We start from the raw sequence: 19,952 nt of genomic DNA, 5'->3' as shown, positions 1-19,952 counted from the left end.
ATCCGATAGGTCATGGCACGACGGCGCTGACCCTCTTAAAGACCCCCTCAAAATATTCCGAAACGAGGTTTACGACATTGCTTCCGTTGAAGGGCAAGTTCCCGACGAGCCCGAGCGCCTCTTTCACGTAACCCCTCGCTCTCGCAAGGGACTCCTCGAAGACACCGGCCTTAACCATCTTCTCAAAGAGCTCGAGCAGGTCCTCCTCCCTCGGGTTCTTGAGGATTCTCTCGACGAGGGAGGAGCCGTAGCGCTCCGTGTAGAGGATTAGCGGGAGGGTCGTCTTTCCGTTGAGCAAATCCTTGAAGCGGTCCTTTCCCGTTCCCGGGAAGTAGTCGAGAACATCATCAACTATCTGAAACGCCCTTCCCACGAGCGTTCCGGCCCTATCGAGCTCCCCCCAGTAGGGCTTTCCGGCGTAGTAAGCGGGAAGCGCAAAGGAGGCGCCGAAGAGCCGTCCGGTTTTTCCGTCTATTATCCTGTAGTAGGTGTCGAGGTCAAGGTGGACGCTCCCCCGCACGGCCTCCTGGAGGATTTCAGCCTTCACCATGTCCTCGACGACCTTCGCAACGTAGTCCACCATCTCGACCCTCTTCCCCGCTATAATCCTCAGCGCGCGGACGAAGAGGAAATCACCGCTGAGAACAGCTAACTCCGGTCCCCAGCGCATGACGACGGTGAGGTTGTTCCTCCTCTTTTCCGCCAAATCAATGACGTCGTCGTGAACCAGACTCGCGGTGTGGATTAGTTCTATCGCGGAGGCGAGGTCGAGGGCATCGCTTTCGTCGAGTTCGAGACCCTCTGCAACTGCCAGGGTTATCCTCGGCCTTATCCTCTTTCCCCCGCTCCGGATTATGTACTCCCCGATTTTCTTGGCGAGCTCAACGCTCCCCTCAAGGGCTTCAATGAGCCTCTCGTCCAGCGATTCCATCGATGACACCCCCGAGCCCGAGTCCCGCCACTATTCCCAGAAGAACGAGCAACAGCGAAAGGCCAAGATGCGAAAGCGACTCCATCACGAGCGCGAGGCCCTCAATCAGGGCAAAGAGAAGGAGGAACTTAACGTCGCGGAGCTTTGAGTACGTCCCGGCCGAAAGCGCGTGGAAAGCGGTGAAGGCCAGCGCGAAGAGAAAGGCCCAGTAGGTCGGCCCCGTGAAGGAAACCGGCAGTTGCATTATGAAGTTCGTCGCCACAAAGGTGCCGATGGAGAGGAGGACGTACTGCCCGATTCCGAGGCCGAGACCGAGGGAAAGGCCGTCTCTGTTCCGGGAGAAGTAGAACTTGACTGCCTCGACAGTTATCGCGGTTGTAAAGGCCGTGAACAGGGCGCGCGCAACCGTTGAGTATGCCACGATGAGGGAGATTATCCCGTAGAAGGGGATTATAACCGACAGGCCGAGCGCAATTCCAGCGCCGAGGACGAGGTCTGGAATTGAGGGCTTCCTGATGAAGTAAAACGCCCCCAGAACGAGCAGAGAGCCGATAATCATCGCGACCATTCCGGCCGGGTTCGGCTTTGCCCTCACCCCGAGGCCGATTCCAACGAGCTCGCCGTTCTCATACGTCAGAGCGACCGGAAAGCTTCCCTTCTCCGCCTTGACCTCGTATTCCAGCTTCACCATGTCCCCTTCACGACTCTCGTTGACGAAGCTGAAGGACAGCAACTTTCCGTAGTTGGTCAGGGTGAACTCCCTGAGCTGGGCGAACTCCCTTTCCCCGAGTTCCTTCTTGAGCCTCTCGCTCATGTAGGGCTCTATTAGGGAGTAGTTGCCGGTGTTCATTGCCTTTATGAAGCTCTCCATGAAAGCGTTTCCCTTCTCGGTGAACTCGTCGGCTGTGACGGGGGCACTGAGGAGCAGAAGCAGGGTTAAAGTTAAAGCGAGGGGCAGTGCCTTTCTCATCTTCATCCCTCACACAGCTGGGGCAAGGGCCCTAATGAGCTTTTTGGCCAGTCCCTCGATGCCGGGAATCCTGTAGGTTTCTCCCCTCAGCATCTTCCAGGCCCCGAAGAGGGCGTAGACGTACCAGAGGGCCAAGACGTAGAGCGACCAGCCGAACTCGGGGTAGCCGGGGTACATGTGCCAGGCACCCATGAAGGCAATCCAGAAGAAAAACCCCACCACGCTGGAGTAAGCCGCGTGGGTCTTCGTCAGCTCGTCCGTATCTTTCATGAGGAGCAGGGGAATTCCCCCGACAAAGCCAAAGACGTAGGCTATGAAAGCGTCGCTAAGCCTTCCCATCTTCCCACCTCCTAAGCTCCTGGGCTATTGCCGAGATGAGGTAATCGTGCCTGTGGTCGAGCTTCGCCCGGTAAAACCTAAGCCCGAGCTTTTCAGCAAATTCCCGGTATTCAACGTCGAGCTCGTAAAGCGTCTCGACGTTCTCAACGAAGAAGCTGAGCGGGTAAACCAGAACCTCCTCAACGCCCTCCTCCCTGAGCCTTTCCAGGACCTCCGGAACCTCCGGCCCGAGCCAGTCGCCTTTGCCGAACCTGCTCTGGAAGGCCATCTCCCACTCGAGGTCAAAGGCCTTCATGACCCTCTTCGCCAGCTCGGTGTGACTTTTCAGGTAGGGGTCGCCCCTCTCGATGACCTTCCTTGGCAGGCTGTGGACGCTTAGAACAACGTAGGGGTTCTCAAAACCGCTCTCAGCTAAGCCTTTCTCGATGTTGTGCCTGACCCAGGCGATGAACCTCTCGTTGCCCCACCACTCCCTGACGTAGGGCTTCTCGCCGAAGAGCTCCCTGACCTTGAGAAGGCACCTTTCGGTTGTCGAGCTGGAGTAAACGTGGTAGAGCGGAAAGACGAGGTCGAAGCCGTCGCTCAGCTCCTCGAGGAGAGGTCTGGAATAGCACATGCCAAGGGTTACCTCATAGCCCGTTCTCTCGCTCACCAGCCCTGCAATCTCGCGCATGTAATCCACGAGGGGACTTTTCCCACCCATAACCGCGTAGTGGCCCCTAACTGCCCGGGCGCGGGCCTTGGCTATGCCCCGGATTATCGCCCTTGCCCCTGGCACGTCGAGGCCTATATCTTTCCTCACGTCGTAGAGAAAGCGGAATATGAAGTCCTCGACTTCATCGGGCGTTGTCGGTGCCCCCATGTATGTGAAGAGAACCCTCAAGGTTTCACCCCCAAAAAGAAAGGAAAGAATCACTTCTCGTTCAACGCCGCCCCGAGGTTCTTTGCGAGGGTCAGGAGGAATCCAAGTCCCTTCTGAACGTCCTCGTCGCGGAGGTAGCCAATCGCTCCCGTCATTCCGACCTTCGGGACCTCCTTGGGGTTTGTTTCGGCTAAAGCCTTCAGTAGGGCTCCAACGAGCTCCTCAACGTTCATACTGATGTCGTTTACTTTCCCAGCTTCAATTTCCCTAACGGGTTCGAGGGCGGCGTTGCCTATCGCGGCGAGCCTCAGTACTGCCTTTTCCTCGGCGATGGTCTCAAGGAGCTTGTCCCCGTTCTCGGTCATGGCCTTGAGGATTCCGAGGGTTCCGCTCTTCTTCAAAGCCACGGCAACCTCAACCAGCTCCTTAACGGCGGAAATCTCTTCGGGGGTGAAATTGAGCTCGCTCATCTTCCTCACCTCACAGCCTCAAACTGTCGAGCCAGCCCCTGTAGAAGGAGTCCTTCATCATCCTGACCAGCGGGCTCTTGAAGAGAAGGTAGCACTCGCGCCTGTACTTGCTTCCGGTCCACTCGTACTCACAGTTGCCGATGAAACCGGTGTTGTAGCCGTGGCCGACGCACATCGTCGGGGCGTACTCTGCAACCGGGAACCCGCCGTGTATCTGGTGGAGTATGCTCGTCGCGGAAACTATCGAGGCGTTGTGGAGCGGAACGCCGGCCGTTAAGAGTCCAAGCGGTGGCATGCTTGCTTCGCTGACGACGTAGACCTCATCGTAGCCGGGGTAGCGGAAGTCCGGTCCCTTAACCTTGGCCCAGCGCGGGTCCTTCTCGTCGGCCATGAATGCCATGACGTCGGGAATCGCTATGGGTGGCACTTTAATGAGGAGGTCGTACTCAACCTCGGCGTTCTTGGTGATGACCTTGTTCGGCGTTATCTCAACGTGCCCCTCGTTCCTGATGAAGTTCACCCTGGCCTTCTCCATCTCCCTCTTGAAGAACCTGACGAGGTCCGGGCCGAGTCCGATGGCCGGCTCCTTGTCCGGGTGAACGACGGTAATCTCGACGTCATCAATTCCGCGGTGCTCGAAGTACATCCTGAGGTTGAGGCCCATCTCGTATGGATAGATGCCACAGCGGTGCGGTGCCTCGGGGGTGTAGATGACTATTCTCTTCCCCTTGAACTCATAGAGGGCCTTTCTCAGCTCGAGTGCGCCTTCAAGAGTGTAGTTGTGGTAGCCGTACTCGGCCAGTCCCTTGTACTTGTCCCAGACGTACTTGACGCCGAGGCCAAGGACGAGATAATCGTAGTCGTAAACCTTTCCGCCCTCGGTCTTTACCTGTCTGTTATCGAGGTCAATCTCGGTAACCTTATCGATGTTGACCTTGAAGCCGTAGACCTTCTCGGCGTTCTTTATCGGCGCCCATGTCTCGTGGGCCTCCGCCGAGCCGAGCGCGACTTCCATGAAGAGCGGTGGCATGTAGTGCCTCTCGCTCGCGGTCACCATCGTCACGTCAACGTCAAGCTTGAGTCTGTCCGCTTCCGCCTTCAGATAGCGCGCCGCCACGAGACCGGCGGTACCTCCTCCGAGGACCAGAACCTTCGCCATGCGTGCACCTCCAGGTCTTCTACCAATTGGAGTGAGGTTTTGGGGTATATAACCCTTTTGATTATCGCACCTATCTGGTTCGGAAAAAGACTCGTCCGAAAGAGATATAAGACCGAAGTTCCGAATTCGAAAGGAGGTGGTGTCATGGCAGTACAGGCGGAGACTGGTAAGGAGGTCCTTGCCGGATTGGTGACAATAGTGCTCGCATTTGTCTTTGTACTGATTGCGTTCTTGATGCACAACGTTGTCTGGGTAGTGCCAGGTATGGTCTTTGGAATAGCCTATATGATTTGGGTTTTCCACCGACACGGCATGCCTTCAGTCAACAGTCCGAAAGCAAAAGTTTAATTCTTTCTTTTATGTTCTCGCTTAAAGGAAAACATTACTTTAATTAGATGCTCCGAAAACATTATAAGTTTGTTTCCCGGTAAGTTCAGTTTGAAGGATGAACTAAGGGGTGGTTCGCTATGGACCCGGTACTGCTGTCGAGAATACAGTTCGCCCTGACCGCGGGTTACCACTGGATTTTCGTGCCCGCGAGCATAGGAATGGCCTTCATGGTCTTCCTGCTCTGGACCATGGCGGCTATAACCAACGAGGAGCAGTGGCACAAGGCGGCGAAGTTCTTCAGCAAGTGGCTTGGGGTTTTCTTCGTCCTCGGTGTCCCAACGGGAATCGTCATGGAGTTCGAGTTCGGAGCAAACTGGGCCAACTACTCGGTCTTCGTCGGCTCAATATTCGGTCCACCACTGATGCTTGAGGGTCTCTTCGCCTTCGCCCTCGAGTCGACGTTCCTCGGTGTGCTTCTCTTCGGTATGGACAGGCTCCCGAGGGCAATAACTTGGATTTCGTCGTTCTTCGTGTTCATCGGTTCGAGCCTCTCCGGCCTGTGGATTCTTATCGCCAACAGCTGGCAACAGACACCGACAGCCTACATCATCAAGGACACGCCCCTCGGCCCGAGGGCCGAGCTGACCGACTTCATGAAGGCCGTCTTCAACCCGCTCTTGGTCAGCCAGTACACCCACACAATAAACTCCGCAATCCTCACCGGTGCCTACATAGTCGTCGCGGTCAGCGCCTATTACCTGCTCAAGAAGAGGCACGTTCAGGTCGCAAGGAGCGCGCTCGCCCTCGGTATAGTCGTTCTCGCGATAAGCTCGGTAATCCAGCTCTACCCGACCGGCCACGAGGAGGGTATGGTTATAGCCAAGTACCAGCCGACGAAGCTCGCCGCCGACGAGGGCCTCTTCCACACAGAGAAGGGTGCGCCGATGGTGGTCTTCGGAATCGTTGACGAGAAGAACCAGCAGGTCAAGTACGCCATCGAGATTCCCAAACTGCTGAGCTGGCTTGCCTTCGGTGACTGGAACGCGCAGGTGCTCGGCCTTCACGACGCGGCCAAGTACGTCTGGTACGAGCAGGTTCTCAACAACCCCAACTACGAGAACGAGCAGGTCAAGAAGCAGGTCATAGACAGCCTCATGCAGGCATATGGAATCGACCCCAACGACCCGCAGGCCAACGAGAAGATGGTCAAGGTCCTTGAGGACGCCCTGCCGGTGGCGTTCATGTTCTACGCCTACCGCGTCATGGTCGGCCTTGGAACGCTCTTCATAGCCATCGGAGGTATTGGAGTGCTCCTCCTCCTGCTCGGCAAGCTCTACGACGCCCGCTGGTTCCTCAAAGTGCTTGTCGTTACCATTCCGCTTCCGTGGCTCGCGGGCGAGGCCGGCTGGTTCACCCACGAGGTCGGCAGAATGCCGTGGATGGTCTGGGGAATGGTAACAACTAACACTGGAATCTCGCCAAACGTTTCAGCAACAAGCGTGCTGATTACGCTGATAGCGTTCGTCGTCGTGTACAGCATACTGTTCTACATCTGGCTCCACTTCGTCAGGAAGCTCATCAGAGAAGGTCCCGAGCCCGTTGAGGGCGACGTCACCGCGAAGCCGGTTCCCGCTGTTAGCACCGCGGGAGGTGGTCAGTGATGGACTACGCGACTGCCTGGTTTTACTTTTCCGCCTTCCTCCTTGGAATGTACTTAGCGTTTGACGGCTTCGACCTTGGAATAGGAACGCTCCTCGCCTTCATTAAGAACCAGAGGGACAGGGACGTCCTCGTCAACACCATCGCGCCGGTCTGGGACGGCAACGAGGTCTGGTTCATCACCTGGGGTGCGGGAATCTTCGCGATGTGGCCGGCGCTCTACGCGACGCTCTTCAGCACGTTCTACCTCGCGGTCTGGTTGCTCGCGTTCCTGTTCATATTCCGCGCCGTCGGCTTTGAGTTCAGGAACAAGAACAAGGACCTCTGGGACAAGCTCTTCGCCCTCGTCAGCGCGTTAATCCCGCTCGTCATCGGCGTCATAGTCGGCAACCTCGTCATGGGAATCCCAATCGACGCCAAGGGCTTCCACGGCTCACTGCTGACGCTCTTCAGGCCCTACCCGCTCATCGTCGGCCTCTTCGTGCTCTTCGCCGTGACCTGGCACGGGGCCAACTGGGGCGCCTACAAGACCACAGGAAAGCTCCAGGAGACCATGAGGAAGTACGCCTTCACATTCTGGGTGCTTACAGTGGTCTTCCTGCTCCTGACGGTAATCGGCATGAAAATCTGGGCCCCGCTGAGGTTCGAGAGGCTCATGACACCACTCGGACTCTTCCTGACGGTCGTAATCCTCGTCGCGGGACTGCTCGACGGTTATCTCATCAAGAAGGGCGTCGACAAGCTGGCATTCTACATCAGCTGGCTGGCCTTCCCGCTGGTCGTCGGGTTAATCTACTACACAATGTACCCGTACTGGGTCATCTCGACCACCGACCCGAACTTCAAGCTCAGCATACACGACCTTGCGGCATCGCCACTGACGCTCCAGGCGGTCCTTGGAGTCTCAGTAATCCTGGCGGTAATCATCATGACCTACACCCTCTACGTCTACAAGATGTTCGGCGGAAAGGTCACCGAGGCAGAGGGCTACTATTAGTTCCCTTTCCTTCTTTCGATATTCGAACTTTTTAGGGAAAAGTTTATAATTCGTTACAGCAAAGTTCTTTTTGGAAACTAAAGACGGTGGTCGAAATGCACAGAGGCAAATCTACCGGCTGGCCCTACGACAGGAAGCCGGTCCTCGTCTTCTGGGAGACGACGAAGGCCTGCCAGCTCAAGTGCAAGCACTGCAGAGCGGAGGCGATACTCCAGGCACTGCCGGGCGAGCTGAGCACCGAGGAAGGAAAGGCCCTCATCGATTCCCTCACCGACTTCGGAAGACCTTACCCGATACTCATTCTCACAGGCGGCGACCCGCTCATGAGGAAGGACGTCTTCGAACTCATCGAGTACGCTGTTGAGAAGGGCATTCGCGTTGGTCTCGCCCCCGCTGTAACGCCCCTCCTGACCGAGGAAACAATCGAGAGAATCGCGGAGAGCGGGGTTAGGGCGGTAAGCATAAGCCTCGACAGCCCGTTTCCAGATGTCCACGACGCAATCAGGGGGATAGAAGGGACGTGGGAGAAAACCGTCTGGGCCATCAAGGAGTTCCTGAAACACGGCCTAAGCGTTCAGGTGAACACGGTTGTGATGCGCGAGACCGTTGAAGGACTGCCCGAGATGGTGAGACTCCTCAAAGACCTCGGCGTCGAAATCTGGGAGGTCTTCTACCTCGTTCCGACGGGGAGAGGCAACTTCGAGAGCGACCTAAGGCCTGAGGAGTGGGAGGACGTCACACACTTCCTCTACGAGGCCTCGAAGCACCTCCTCGTGAGGACCACCGAGGGCCCGATGTTCAGAAGGGTAGCGATAATGAGGAAAGCCCTTGAGGAGAAGGGACTCGACCCAGACGAGGTTCTCAAGCCCGGGGAACTCTACTTCAGGCTGAAGAAGAGGCTCGTTGAGCTCCTCGGTAAAGGTGGAGAGGCAAGGGCACAGACGATGGGAACGCGCGACGGGAAGGGAATCGTTTTCATCGCTTACAACGGCAACGTCTATCCGAGCGGTTTCCTGCCCTTCAGCGTCGGCAACGTCCGAGAGAAGAGCCTCGTCGAGATTTACAGGGAGGGCGAGCTGATGAAAAAGCTCCGCTCTGCCGAGTTTGAGGGACGCTGTGGGAAATGCGAGTTCAGGGAAATCTGTGGGGGAAGCAGGGCAAGGGCCTACGCCTATAGCTTAAACCCTCTCGCCGAAGACCCGGCCTGTCCGTACGAGCCCGGCTCATACCTCAGGCTCGCCAAAAAGTTCAACCTTCACCTTCCGATTGAGATTTTTGGAGCCCAAAAGCCGATTTGAGGTGATGGAAATGAGGTGGAGCGGTCTAATCCTGTCGGTCGTTCTTCTCCTCGCGGTCGTTTCGGCCGGTTGCGTGGGCAACTCAACCGGAACCTCAAGCAAGGCAACGGCAAAGGAGGTAACCGTGAAGGACTTCTCGGGAAGGAACGTTACTGTCAAAGTTCCGGTTCAGCGGGCGGTCGTTCTCTCGACTTCCGCCCTCGAAATAATCCAGCTCCTCAACGCGAGCGACCAGGTCGTCGGTATTCCAAAGGAAGCCCAGTACGACGCTTTACTGAGCGAAAGCCTGAAGAACAAGACCGTCGTTGGCGCGAGGCTCAAGATTGACGACTGGGAGAAGGTTTTAGCCCTAAAGCCCGACCTAATCATCGACCTCGACCTGAAGAAGTTCTACAACGTTGACGAGCTCCTCAACCGCTCCGCCAGCTACGGAATACCCGTCGTCCTGCTGAGAGAGGACAAACTTGAGGACATACCCAGAGCCGTTTCACTCCTCGGCGAGCTCTTCGGAAGGGAGAAAGAGGCCAGAGCCTTCGACGACTACTTCAACGAGCAGGTGAAGGGAGTTCAGGCCATAGCCTCAAAGATTCCAGCGGAGAAGAGGAAGAAGGTGGTAATGATACAGCCGATAATGGGCAAGCTCTACATCGTCAACGGCAACGACGTCCTTGCTCAGGCCGTCAGGCTCGTTGGGGCGGACTACCTCGTGAACCTGACCTTCAACGGCTACACACCGGTTAGGGTCCCGATGGACGGGGAGAAGATAATAGCGAGCTACCGCGACGCCGACGTCGTAATCCTCCTGACGAGCGCCGTAACGTCTTACGACCAGGTCGAGAAGCTCCGGGAGGAGATGCTCAGCGACGAGGCCTGGAGGGGCATAAAAGCTGTAAAAGAGGGCAACGTCGTAATCCTCAGGGCGGACATGGGCAAGGACTCCTTCCTCCGCTGGAGCCCGCGCTTGGCAGTTGGAATCTGGGTCATCGGCAAGGCAATCTATCCCAACTACTACCCCGACTGGAACGACAAGGCCAAGGAATTCCTGAAGAGGTTCTACGGCCTCTCCTGATTCCCTTTTTGGGGTGGGACGATGATAGCGGTCTTTCCAGCGAGTCTCGCGGAAATCGTCAAACTCGTCGGGAAAGCCGGGGAGATAGCTGGGGTGAACGAGGAAATCAGGCTCGACCCCTGCCTGCCGGAGCTGAAGGATAAGCCTGTCATCGGAAAGTACCTCAAGCGGAGCAAGAAGACCTACTGGGACGTTCTGGGGGAGCTTAGGCCGAACCTTATCCTCGACTTCGAGGTTGAGAACCTGCATTCCGGGGACGAGTTGAGGGCCTTTGGGGAACGTATAGGCGCGAGGGTCGAGCTGATTGACTTCGAGACCGTTGAAGGCCTCGTCGAGGCGAGCAGGAGGATAGCCGAACTGACGAACGGTGATTTTTCAAGGCTCGGTGAATTCTATGAGAAGCACCTGACGAGGCTGGGCGAGATAACTGAAGGCATTGAGGAGAGGCCCAAGGTCATGCTCACCTACCGGAACTTCAACGTCGTGACGAGGACCAACGTTCTGAGCGACGCGGTTAGAAAAGCCGGGGCGATGAACCTCGGCGAGAGGATACGGACAAGGCGGAAGGTCTATCCGGTAAAGAAGGAGCGCTTCTTCAGGGCCTTCGGCGATGCGGAGCACCTCTTCCTGCTCACGAGCATAATGACGGACAGGGAGAAGATGGAAGAGATAAGGGACGAAATCCTTGACTCGGCCGAGTGGAGGGCAATCGAAGCCGTTCAGCTCGGAAACGTGCACATAGTTGGCTCGGCCCTCGACCTTGAGAGCTTCATGCGCTGGAGTCCCCGCATAATCCCGGGAATCTACCAGCTCGGAAGGTTTGTTCACGGAAAGGCATTTCCGAAGTGGGAAAGGGTCGCGGGGGAACTCTACTCGCTCTGCGGTGTTTGAAAATGAAAAGAGGACTAACTCTGGTAATCCTTCCGGTGGTGGCGGTGCTCCTCGGGGTCTTCGTGGGTAGCTACCCGACCAACCCGCTCCACCTTGATGGCTTAGCCAAGGCCATAATCTGGAAATTCAGACTTCCGAGGACGCTTATGGGGGTCTCGGCCGGAATGGCCCTGAGCCTGGGCGGAATGACCCTTCAGGCGGTTTTCAGAAACCCTCTCGTTGACACCTACATTCTGGGCGTGGCGTCTGGAGTGGCCTTCGGCGCGGCCCTGGCCGTCGCTTTTCTCCCCTTTATTGGCCTCGCACCGCTCGCGCTCCTCTTTGGCCTCTTGGCGGTTTTCTTAGCGTATTACCTCGCGCGCGTCAACGGCAGGGTCTCAACGGTCTCGCTAATCCTCGGCGGAATAATTGTCACTGCCCTTTTCTCCGCCCTTCTTTCCCTCCTCGAACTGCTCCTTCCGAGCGAGAGCTTATCCGGTTTGGTCGTTTGGCTGATGGGAAGCTTGGCGAGTTCAACGTGGAAGGAGGTAGTCTACTCCCTCCCCGGCGTCGTCCTCATAACCGTGCTCCTCTACCTCCTCCGCTGGAACCTGAACGCCATGAGCCTCGGCGATGAGGCCGAGCTCCTCGGTCTGAACGTCTCCCTCTGGAGAGGGATTTTCGTGTTCCTGTCGGCCCTCCTAACGGTTCTCGTGATTTCCTTCACGGGTATAATCGGATGGGTCGGGCTGATAGTCCCGCACACGGCGAGAATGCTCGTCGGGCCCGAGCACTCGAAGCTAATCCCCGCAACAATCTCGATTGGAATAACCGTCATGGTCTTGGCGGATGTGATAGTCCGCCTTCTCCCGGGGGACGTTCCCGTCGGGATAATAACGACCCTCGTGGGAGTTCCATTCTTCGCGTATCTCCTCAGAAAAACCGGGGGTGGTTGGAGTTGAGGATTCTCATCGTTTACACGACCCGCTACGGAACGACCGAAAGGGCCGTAAAATTGGCCAAGAAGCTCTTCGAGGAGGAAGGCCACGAAGTTGAAATCAGGGAGGTTAAGGAGAACCCCTCGCCAAGAGGCTACGACCTGGTCGTTATGAGCGCACCCGTTTACCGCGACGGCCCGCACTGGGATTTGACGGACTGGATAAGCGAGCACCGAGAGGAGCTTGAGGACGTTCCAAAGGCGTTCTTTCTGGTGGCAATGCATTTGGCCGGCTCGGTCTTCATGGGGAAGCTCCACGGGGGAATAGCCTACTCCCAGCCACTGATAGAGGCCTTTGAGGTTCCGCCCTTCTACGGAACGCTCATCGGGGGCGAGATTGACGTTGAAAAGCTCAGCGACGAGGACAGGAGGAAGATGAGGAGGTTTTACGCCGTCCTCGGGGAGAGGCTCGAAAGCAAGAGCCTTTACAGGGAGGAGGACGTTAAAGCGTTCGTGAGGAGGACTCTATTGTATTACGACTGGTTCGGGAAGCACTTTAGGCGGGGCGAGGTCGATAAAGCTAAGGACTTCGACTTCATGGAGAAGGTAAGGGAGATGGAGGCAAGGCTCGATGCTGAGGGCTGATAACCTCTCGTACTCCTACGGGGACTTCGGAATCGGGGTTAGCCTGGAGGTTGAGACGGGTGAGTTCGTCGCCCTAATCGGACCGAACGGCGCGGGAAAGAGCACGCTCCTGAGGTTAATCTACGGTCTGTTGAAGCCCGAGAAGGGGCGCGTCCTCGCCGACGGAAGGGACGTTCTGAGACTCTCCTCTAAGGAGAGGGCGAAACTGCTCGGCTACGTTCCCCAGAACCACGTCCCGACCTTCTCCTTCAGGGTTCTCGACTTCGTCCTCCTCGGGGCAACCCCCGAACTCGGGGCCTTCGGCTCGCCAGGGAAGGAGCACAGGGAAAGGGCTGAAAGGTTGCTCAAACACTTCGGCCTCGATGCCTATCGGCAAAAGCCCTACACTTCTCTGAGCGGGGGGCAGAAAAGGCTTCTCCTCCTCGCGAGGGCGATGATGACGTCGCCCAAATATCTCCTCCTCGACGAGCCGACGAGCGAGCTCGACCTCAAGAACGCCCTCCTCGTCCTCGGAACCGTTAAGAGGCTCGCGAGAGATGGGGTGGGTGTCCTGGCGGTTCTCCACGACCCCAACTTAGCTTACCTCTTCGCCGACAGGATCGTCCTCATGAGGAACGGAAGGATAGTGGCTGAAGGAAAGCCCTCCGAGGTTCTGTCCGAGGAGCTTTTGAGCGGGCTTTACGGGGTTAAGCTTAAGGTGATGGAGTGCAACGGGGAAAGGGTTTTGAGGGTTCTCCCGGAGGTGCTCCCATGAGGGACGTGCGCGACTACCTCGAGTGGCTTGAGAGGAGAGGCGAGCTGATTAGAGTTGGTGAGGAGCTTTCGCCCGAGCTTGAGATTCCCGTGTTTCTGAGGAGGGCGATGTATGAAAAGGCAGGCGCGGTCCTCTTCGAGCGCGTTAAGGGTTATCCGGAGTGGAGAGTTGCTGGAAACCTCTTCACGAGCGTTGAGACCGTTAGGGAAGCCCTCGGCGTTGAAAGGCTCGAGGAAATCGGCGAGAGACCGCTCAAGCTCATGGAAAGCCTGCCCCTGGGTTTTGCTGACAAGCTCTCCTCGCTGGGGAAGCTCAGGGAGCTGAGCAACTACCTGCCGAAGCTCGTGAGGAAAGCCGAGTTCATGAGGAACGTGGTGGAAGACGAACCCTTGAACTTCGTTCCGGCCTTCAAAACCTGGCCGAAGGACGGTTCACGCTATCTCACCTACCCGCTCGTCTGCTTCTCGGACCCGAGAGGCGTGAATTCAATCAGCGTCTACCGCGTCATGCTCCTCGACGGTGAAAGGGGCGTAATCCACTGGCAGGTTCATAAGCGCGGGAGTCAGGCCTGGAGGGACTACCTCGAGAGGAACGACGGCAGAATGCCGGTCGCGATGGCGATTGGCTCCGATATAGGCACTCTCCTGACGGCAGTTTCTCCCGTTCCCTATCCTATGGACAAGCTCCTCTTCGCGGGCTTCGTCCGCGGTTCAGGTTTAGAACTTTACCGCCTGCCCAACGGCGTCCTCGTTCCGGCAAACGCTGAAGCGGTCATAGAGGGCTACGTTCAGGTTGACGAGCTGAGCGAGGAGGGTCCCTTCGGCGACCACTTCGGCTTCTACGATAAGCCGAGCGAGAGGAACGAGCTCTACCCCGTTTTCCACGCAGAGAGGGTTTACTACCGCGACAACCCGATTTACTACGGCTCCGTCGTCGGGAAACCGCCGTTGGAAGATGCCGTAATTGGAAAGGCTATCGAGAGGATTTTCCTCCCGTTGATGAGGGTCGTTTTGCCCGAGGTCGTCGATGTGAACTTCCCCGAATACGGCGTCTTTCAGGGCGTCGCGATAGTCTCGATAAAGAAGCGCTACCCCGGGCAGGGGAAGAAGGTTCTCAACGCGCTCTGGGGAACGGGGCAGATGGCGCTGACAAAGGTCATAGTGGTTGTCAGCGACGATATCAACCCCCACAACATAAACCAGGTGATATGGGCGATAGCTTCCTTCGTGAACCCCGAGCGGGACGTTTTAATAATCCCAAAGGCGCACACAGACGCGCTTGATCCGGCCGTTCCGAGGCCTCCGCTTGGGAGCAAACTCGGCATAGACGCCACCAGAAAGCTTCCTGAGGAGATGGACGGCAGGGTCGTTGAGGAGGTTAAAGAAGACCCCGAAGTCCTTGGAAGGCTTGAAGACCTATTCGTGAAATACCTCGGTGGTGGCGATGGCCTTTGACCCTGGAGAGGTGAGGGAAGCCAACAGGTTTCACGCCCTCATGAGGCTCGTCAGGATAGAGCACACCCTCTTCAGCCTGCCCTACGCCTACGTCGGCGCTTTCCTCAGCGGTTTCCCCGTAACCCTGAGGGAGCTAATCCTGATGAGCCTTGCCCTGCTCGGACTCAGGACCTCTGCTTTGGCCTACAACAACATAGCCGACCTCGACATAGACAGCCAGAACCCGAGGACGTGGAACAGACCGCTGATTAAGGGGACGGTGAAGGTGAGCGACGCCTGGTGGCTCGTCGTCGTTGGCTCGGTAATCTACTTCGTCTCGGCGGTCCTTCTCAACCGCTGGACAGCCCTGCTCAGTCCGATTCCCTGGTTAACAGCGATGAGCTACTCTGGGGCTAAAAGAAAGCACAGCTTCCCCCATCTCCACCTCGGCCTGACCCTCGCCCTGGCCGTTGCGGGCGGAACTATAGCTGTAGGAGGAAACGCTCCTCTCATAGAAGTTCTCGCGCGGATTCCCTGGGCGTTCTTCTTCGGCGTCCTCTTCTGGGTGGCCGGCTTCGACACGATATACACAATCATGGACTACGAGTTCGACGTGGAGCATGGCGTCGGAAGCATTCCCGCGAGGTTTGGCATAGAGAAGGCCCTCAAGATTGCCCTCGCCTTCCATCTTCTCGCTATAGCCCTCTTTGGCCTGGCTGGATTCCTCTACGGCCTCGGCCGGGTTTATTTAACCGGCTGGCTCGTCTCGAGCGCCCTAATCCTCTACGAGAACGCAATCGTCTGGAAGAGCATTGACAACGTTCCAAAAGCGTTTAACCTCAACATTCCAATCGGCCTAATCCTCACGCTTTCGGCCATAGCGGACAAGCTTTTAGGAGGGGTTTGAATGAGAAAAGCTCTGGCATTGCTCCTAATCGGGCTGGTTGTGATGGTTTCGGGTTGCATAAGCTCGAACTCGACGAAACCAACGAACACCAACGAGCTTCCCACCGTTAAAGCCGCGACATTACTTGGAGGAATCAGCACGCTCGACATAATGGGGGCCAAGGGTTTTGACAGAAAGAACGGCTTCAAGGTCGAGGTTCTCAGGCTCGGCAAGACCCCCGACATAATAGCGGCTCTCGAAAAGGGCGAGACAGACTTCGCGGTCATTCCCGCCGAGATGGCGGCGAAGCTGGCGCAGAGCGGTGTAAAGATTAAAATCATCGGCGTTGACATGTTCCAGAACCAGGCGATAATCGGAAAGGAGAAGATGAAGCCTGAAGAGCTGAAGGGCAAGAAAATCGGTGCCGTCATCGCCTCGGGAACCTTCAAGCTCTTTCAAGCTTACATGAAGGTCCTCTACAACCTCACTCCCGATGATTACACAGTCGTGAACGTCCCGCCCGGCTCGGTTGAGGACTCGCTCAAAAGCGTTGACGCCGTCGTAATCTGGGAGCCGATTGTGAGCCAGCTTATGGCCAAGAACTACACGGTAATAGCGACGTTTTCAGAGCTCTGGAACGAGGCGAAAGAGCGCGGCATAGTTCAGGGACCGCCGGTAATGCTCGTCTGGGTCGTCAGGGAGGACTTCCTCAAAGAGCACGGGGATTTGGTTGATGCCTTCATAAAGGCCCAGATTGAGAGCGCCGAGTTCTGGAAAACTCACCCCGCCGAGACGAAGGAAATCCTCGGAAAGCTCTACCACCTCGATGAAAAAACGCTGGACATTCTCTACAGCAGAACGGAGGTCAACGACGAAAGGCTCAGCGATGAGCTGATAACCGGCATCAAGAGCGAGTGGAAGCTGACCTACCTCGGGGGCTACCTCAAGGAGAACTCCGAGAACCTCGACATCTTCTACAGGGGTTGAGCATGAGGGGCTGGCTCTACCTTTTCCTCTTTGCACTGGCCTCGTGGCTCGTCCTGTCCCACCTGTATCCGGCCCTAATCCCAACCCCAGCTGAGACTTTAGCGTTCTACCGCGAGGTCGGGCTTTCCCTAATCCTCTCCTCGCTCCTGCTGACGCTCTACCACAGCTTCTCCGGCTTTCTGGTCGCTTCCCTTCTGACGGGCCTCGCAATGCTTCTGGCGCTCTACTCAAGGGCCTTCAGGGACTTTCTGAACGCTTTAAACGTCTTCCTCCAGAGCGTCTCGGTCCTCGTCTGGACGATAGTCTTCATAATGCTCTTCGGCGTTACGAGTTCAATCGCGACGATACTCGTTACCGCGATGGCGTCCTTTCCAGCACTGCTTTCGGCTGGAGTGAGCTCGAGCGAAAAGGTGGTAGAAAAATACCGCCCGCTGATAGTTCTCCTCAAACCCTCAAAGCTTCAGCTCTACCGGCACTTCATCGTCCCGGGAACGCTCCCTGAGATGGTCTCGGCAGGCAGAGTCGCCCTGGGAATAGCGCTCAGGATAAGCGTCGTTGCCGAGGCCTTTGGTTCAGCGGGAGGAATCGGCTACCAGCTCGTCTACTCCTACGATTTGGGAATTAAAGCTGGGGTCTTCGCGTGGGCACTACTCCTCATAGCGCTCATGATAGCCCTCGACCAGCTACTCCTGAGGAGGCTCGAGGAATGGGTGAAAGGCTGGTACTGGTGAGGAACCTTAGAAAGTCCTTCACCGAGCCCATACTCGACGGGGTTAGCCTTGAGGTTCGGGCCGGCGAGGTGGTCGGCCTCATCGGGCCGAACGGGACAGGAAAGAGCACCCTCGTGAAGATTTTGGCCGGAGTTGAGATGCCTGACTCGGGCGAGGTCTTCGTAAAGAACCCCTCCGTCCTCTATCAGGAGGACTACCTTCTCCCCTGGAAGAGGCTTAGGGACAACGTCTGCCTGCCGGCCCGCTTCAGGGGAAGGGAGTGCAGGCTCGAATACGTGGAGAGACTCGGCTTGGAGAACTACCTCGACCTCTATCCAAAGGAAGTGAGCGGGGGGACGAGGAGAAAAACTTCTCTCCTGCGCGCCCTGCTCATGGACTTCGACGTCCTGATCCTGGACGAGCCCTTTACCGGCCTCGACGCGCGCTCCAAAGAAGAACTTCTTTCCATAATTCGGGAATTAGCCAATTCTGGAAAAGGTGTTCTGGTCGTCTCGCACCAGCTCGAGGAGCTTTTCAAGGTCGCCGACAGGGTCTACCTCATAGGCGGAAGCCCCGCGAAGATAAAGAAGGTCATCGGGAGGGAGGAGCTTGGTAAGGGAGCTCTTTGACAGCATCGCGAAGCGCTACGATTTAACCAACAGGCTGATAAGCCTCGGTCTCGACAGGTTGTGGAGGAGAAAGGCCTGCGAGGAGGTTTTAAAGTCCCTTGAGGTCCGCGAAAGGCCGTTAAAAATCCTCGACGTGGCCTGCGGAACGGGGGACATGATGCTCTGCATGAGGAAGAGGCTTGAAAAGCGGAATTTGTCGGGCGAGTTCTACGGCCTCGACTGCAGTGAGGAGATGCTCAGGATAGCGAGGAGGAAGGTCCCCTTCGCGAGGCTGAGCGTCGGGACTGCCGAGGAGATGCCCTATCCAGATGGGAGCTTTGATATAGTCAGCGTCGCCTTCGGCCTCAGGAACTTTTCCGACAGGGAAAAAGCTATAGAGGAACTCCACCGCGTTCTGAAGCCTGGCGGAAGGCTCGTAATCCTTGAGTTCTCAAAGAACCCCTCGCTCCTCGGAAAGATGGCCTGGCTCTACACGAGAACGGTTGTTCCCATCATCGGGAAGCTGACCACCGGTAACGGAAAAGCCTACGAACACCTTGTCAACTCGATAGATGCCTTTCCCTCGCCGGAGGAACTTAGGGGAGAGTTCGAAGAGAGGGGCTTTAGGGCGAAAGGCCTCCGCTGGCTCTTCCCGAGGATAGCGTTCATTCTCGTTCTGGAGAGGCACTGATGAGCCTCACGGCACCGTTGACGAGCTTTTCCTCCTCAACGTTGAAGCCTTCCACCCGAAGGAGTTGAGCTATGTCCACCCTGAAGTCCGTTCCCGTGAGCCTTGAGGTTAAAACACTTACCCCTGAGAGCAACGCCCTGAAAGCCCAGTTCTCCGGCGGGGAGCACTCCATCGCGAGGAGAAAGCTGTTCGGCTTTAGAACCCGCTTTATCTCTTGAATAACCTTTTCCTTCTCCGGAACGACACAGAGAAAGAAGGTAGAAACCACAGTATCGAAGCTCTTATCCGGAAATGGGAGACTTCTTGCGTCCGCTTGAATCAGCTTAACCGGGACCTCGGTCCTTTTACTCCTCGCCTTCTCGAGCATTTTTTCGCTGATGTCGAGGCCGATAACTTCCTCAACGTTCCTGTAAAGCGGAAGGTTCAGGCCGGTTCCAACGCCAAGCTCAAGGACTCTACCTTTGGCCTGAGAAATCAGCTTCTTTCGAGCTTTTCTTATCCCGGCCGGCCTTTCGAGGAGACCGTTAATGGGTTCGTAAAAGTGGCTCGCTAAGTCATATTTCACCTCAACCCCTCCGCAGTCCATCTAATTGACTCGTCAATGTCTTTAAGCGTTTCCAAAAGCTCAAGGGCGTCGTTTCTCTCGCAGGTGTTCTCGGTTAAGGCCATGAGGAGAGAACCGTCAAGCCTCCCGAGGAGTCTTATGATTGACTCCGGAGCCGGAAAGAGGAGCACTCTTTTCCCGGCCTCTTTCGTTACTCTCTCCACGAGCTCGCCGAGCGAAATGACTTCCCATCCGCAGGCGTTGAACTCGCCCTTTTTGCCTTCCACGAGCTTTAGGTAAAGCCCAGCCAAGTCCCTCAAATCAATTGGCTGAACCTTTGTTTTCAGGTTGGGGAAGACCTTAAATCGTAGGGCGTCGCGAAAGAGCCTCTGCCCCGGACCAAGGACGAGCGAGGGTCTCACTATCGCGTGCTTTCTAACCTCCTTCACGGCTCTCTCGCCGAGGGCCTTGGTCCTGAAGTAAGGAATCCTTGAGTTCTCGTCCGCTCCAAGGGCGCTCGTGTGAATCAACCGCGAGCCGGTTCTTCTCGCGCCTTCAGCGATAAGCCTTGGAATCTCCACGTGAGCCGTCCAGTAGTCGCTCCTGAGAACCCCTATGAAGTTGACCACCATGTCAGGGTTCAGCTCCTCGATTATGGCCGGTATCTCGGCAGGATTGGAAAAGCGGACGGTTTTAAAGCTCTTAACCGGCCTTCTGACGGCGAGAACTACTTCGTCAACCTCGGAAAGGCGGGAAGAAACGAAGGAGCCGATGAAGCCCGTCCCGCCGAAGACGAGAATCAA

23 protein-coding genes are annotated in these 19,952 nt (G+C 56.7%); 15 read left to right on the top strand and 8 right to left on the bottom strand.

Annotated elements, in window-relative coordinates; all coding sequences use genetic code 11:
- Positions 1–10: 10 nt before the first annotated feature.
- Genes E3E30_RS02780 through E3E30_RS02755 form a run of 6 tightly spaced genes read right to left on the bottom strand, consistent with a single transcriptional unit; the run spans position 11 to position 4,731 of the window.
- Positions 11–931, bottom strand: a complete 921-nt coding sequence (locus E3E30_RS02780; RefSeq protein WP_167728372.1) for a polyprenyl synthetase family protein — start codon at positions 929–931, stop codon at positions 11–13.
- Positions 903–1,907 (bottom strand): DUF3887 domain-containing protein, encoded by a 1,005-nt coding sequence (locus E3E30_RS02775; protein ID WP_167728371.1) that lies wholly within the window; start codon positions 1,905–1,907, stop codon positions 903–905. The genes E3E30_RS02780 and E3E30_RS02775 overlap by 29 nt, the downstream gene beginning before the upstream one ends.
- Before the next feature lie 3 nt (positions 1,908–1,910).
- Positions 1,911–2,240, bottom strand: a complete 330-nt coding sequence (locus E3E30_RS02770; protein ID WP_099211004.1) for a hypothetical protein — start codon at positions 2,238–2,240, stop codon at positions 1,911–1,913.
- Positions 2,227–3,123: a ferrochelatase gene (gene hemH / locus E3E30_RS02765; RefSeq protein ID WP_167728370.1), complete on the bottom strand. Its 897-nt coding sequence runs from the start codon at positions 3,121–3,123 to the stop codon at positions 2,227–2,229. The genes E3E30_RS02770 and hemH overlap by 14 nt, the downstream gene beginning before the upstream one ends.
- Before the next feature lie 29 nt (positions 3,124–3,152).
- A complete protein-coding gene (locus E3E30_RS02760; protein ID WP_167728369.1) occupies positions 3,153–3,572 on the bottom strand; it encodes a DUF1641 domain-containing protein in 420 nt (139 codons plus the stop codon).
- A gap of 10 nt (positions 3,573–3,582) precedes the next feature.
- Positions 3,583–4,731, bottom strand: coding sequence for an FAD-dependent oxidoreductase (locus tag E3E30_RS02755; RefSeq protein ID WP_167728368.1), 1,149 nt, complete (start codon positions 4,729–4,731; stop codon positions 3,583–3,585).
- 144 nt (positions 4,732–4,875) lie between these two features.
- Between E3E30_RS02755 and E3E30_RS02750 the strand changes: the two genes are divergently transcribed.
- From E3E30_RS02750 to ubiE, 15 genes are all read left to right on the top strand, one after another.
- On the top strand, positions 4,876–5,079 hold the full coding sequence (locus tag E3E30_RS02750; protein WP_167728367.1) for a hypothetical protein: 204 nt from the start codon (positions 4,876–4,878) through the stop codon (positions 5,077–5,079).
- A gap of 119 nt (positions 5,080–5,198) precedes the next feature.
- The gene (locus E3E30_RS02745; protein WP_167728366.1) at positions 5,199–6,722 is read left to right on the top strand and encodes a cytochrome ubiquinol oxidase subunit I; all 1,524 of its coding nucleotides are present in this window, start codon (positions 5,199–5,201) and stop codon (positions 6,720–6,722) included.
- Entirely contained in the window at positions 6,722–7,717 is a 996-nt protein-coding gene (cydB, locus tag E3E30_RS02740; protein WP_167728365.1) for a cytochrome d ubiquinol oxidase subunit II, read from the top strand. Before E3E30_RS02745 ends, cydB begins: the two co-directional genes overlap by 1 nt.
- Before the next feature lie 95 nt (positions 7,718–7,812).
- Positions 7,813–9,015, top strand: coding sequence for a TIGR04053 family radical SAM/SPASM domain-containing protein (locus E3E30_RS02735; RefSeq protein ID WP_167728895.1), 1,203 nt, complete (start codon positions 7,813–7,815; stop codon positions 9,013–9,015).
- A gap of 4 nt (positions 9,016–9,019) precedes the next feature.
- Positions 9,020–10,084 (top strand): ABC transporter substrate-binding protein, encoded by a 1,065-nt coding sequence (locus E3E30_RS02730; protein ID WP_167728364.1) that lies wholly within the window; start codon positions 9,020–9,022, stop codon positions 10,082–10,084.
- 21 nt (positions 10,085–10,105) lie between these two features.
- Positions 10,106–10,975: an ABC transporter substrate-binding protein gene (locus E3E30_RS02725; protein ID WP_167728363.1), complete on the top strand. Its 870-nt coding sequence runs from the start codon at positions 10,106–10,108 to the stop codon at positions 10,973–10,975.
- Positions 10,976–10,977: 2 nt separating this feature from the next.
- The gene (locus E3E30_RS02720) at positions 10,978–11,916 is read left to right on the top strand and encodes an iron ABC transporter permease (protein ID WP_167728362.1); all 939 of its coding nucleotides are present in this window, start codon (positions 10,978–10,980) and stop codon (positions 11,914–11,916) included.
- Positions 11,913–12,536, top strand: coding sequence for a flavodoxin domain-containing protein (locus tag E3E30_RS02715; protein WP_167728361.1), 624 nt, complete (start codon positions 11,913–11,915; stop codon positions 12,534–12,536). The genes E3E30_RS02720 and E3E30_RS02715 overlap by 4 nt, the downstream gene beginning before the upstream one ends.
- The gene (locus E3E30_RS02710; protein WP_167728360.1) at positions 12,523–13,290 is read left to right on the top strand and encodes an ABC transporter ATP-binding protein; all 768 of its coding nucleotides are present in this window, start codon (positions 12,523–12,525) and stop codon (positions 13,288–13,290) included. Before E3E30_RS02715 ends, E3E30_RS02710 begins: the two co-directional genes overlap by 14 nt.
- Positions 13,287–14,744: a UbiD family decarboxylase gene (locus tag E3E30_RS02705; RefSeq protein ID WP_167728359.1), complete on the top strand. Its 1,458-nt coding sequence runs from the start codon at positions 13,287–13,289 to the stop codon at positions 14,742–14,744. The genes E3E30_RS02710 and E3E30_RS02705 overlap by 4 nt, the downstream gene beginning before the upstream one ends.
- Entirely contained in the window at positions 14,734–15,630 is an 897-nt protein-coding gene (locus tag E3E30_RS02700; RefSeq protein WP_167728894.1) for a 4-hydroxybenzoate octaprenyltransferase, read from the top strand. The genes E3E30_RS02705 and E3E30_RS02700 overlap by 11 nt, the downstream gene beginning before the upstream one ends.
- Complete coding sequence (locus E3E30_RS02695; protein ID WP_167728358.1) at positions 15,631–16,596, top strand: ABC transporter substrate-binding protein; 966 nt, start codon at positions 15,631–15,633, stop codon at positions 16,594–16,596.
- Between the two features lie 2 nt (positions 16,597–16,598).
- Entirely contained in the window at positions 16,599–17,327 is a 729-nt protein-coding gene (locus tag E3E30_RS02690) for an ABC transporter permease subunit (protein ID WP_167728357.1), read from the top strand.
- Positions 17,303–17,935: an ATP-binding cassette domain-containing protein gene (locus E3E30_RS02685; RefSeq protein ID WP_167728356.1), complete on the top strand. Its 633-nt coding sequence runs from the start codon at positions 17,303–17,305 to the stop codon at positions 17,933–17,935. Before E3E30_RS02690 ends, E3E30_RS02685 begins: the two co-directional genes overlap by 25 nt.
- Complete coding sequence (ubiE, locus tag E3E30_RS02680) at positions 17,916–18,605, top strand: bifunctional demethylmenaquinone methyltransferase/2-methoxy-6-polyprenyl-1,4-benzoquinol methylase UbiE (RefSeq protein ID WP_167728355.1); 690 nt, start codon at positions 17,916–17,918, stop codon at positions 18,603–18,605. Before E3E30_RS02685 ends, ubiE begins: the two co-directional genes overlap by 20 nt.
- On the opposite strand, the gene E3E30_RS02675 is transcribed toward ubiE, so the two are convergent.
- Positions 18,580–19,191 carry a class I SAM-dependent methyltransferase gene (locus E3E30_RS02675; RefSeq protein ID WP_167728354.1) on the bottom strand — a complete coding sequence of 204 codons (612 nt, stop codon included), beginning with the start codon at positions 19,189–19,191 and terminating at the stop codon, positions 18,580–18,582. The genes ubiE and E3E30_RS02675 overlap by 26 nt on opposite strands.
- Positions 19,167–19,952, bottom strand: coding sequence for an NAD-dependent epimerase/dehydratase family protein (locus E3E30_RS02670; RefSeq protein WP_167728353.1), 786 nt, complete (start codon positions 19,950–19,952; stop codon positions 19,167–19,169). Before E3E30_RS02670 ends, E3E30_RS02675 begins: the two co-directional genes overlap by 25 nt.

Source organism: Thermococcus sp. 9N3, from assembly GCF_012027685.1.
In the GTDB taxonomy this organism is placed as follows: domain Archaea; phylum Methanobacteriota_B; class Thermococci; order Thermococcales; family Thermococcaceae; genus Thermococcus; species Thermococcus nautili.
Note: the sequence above shows the minus strand (reverse complement) of the source record. Positions and strands in the feature narration are given on the sequence as shown.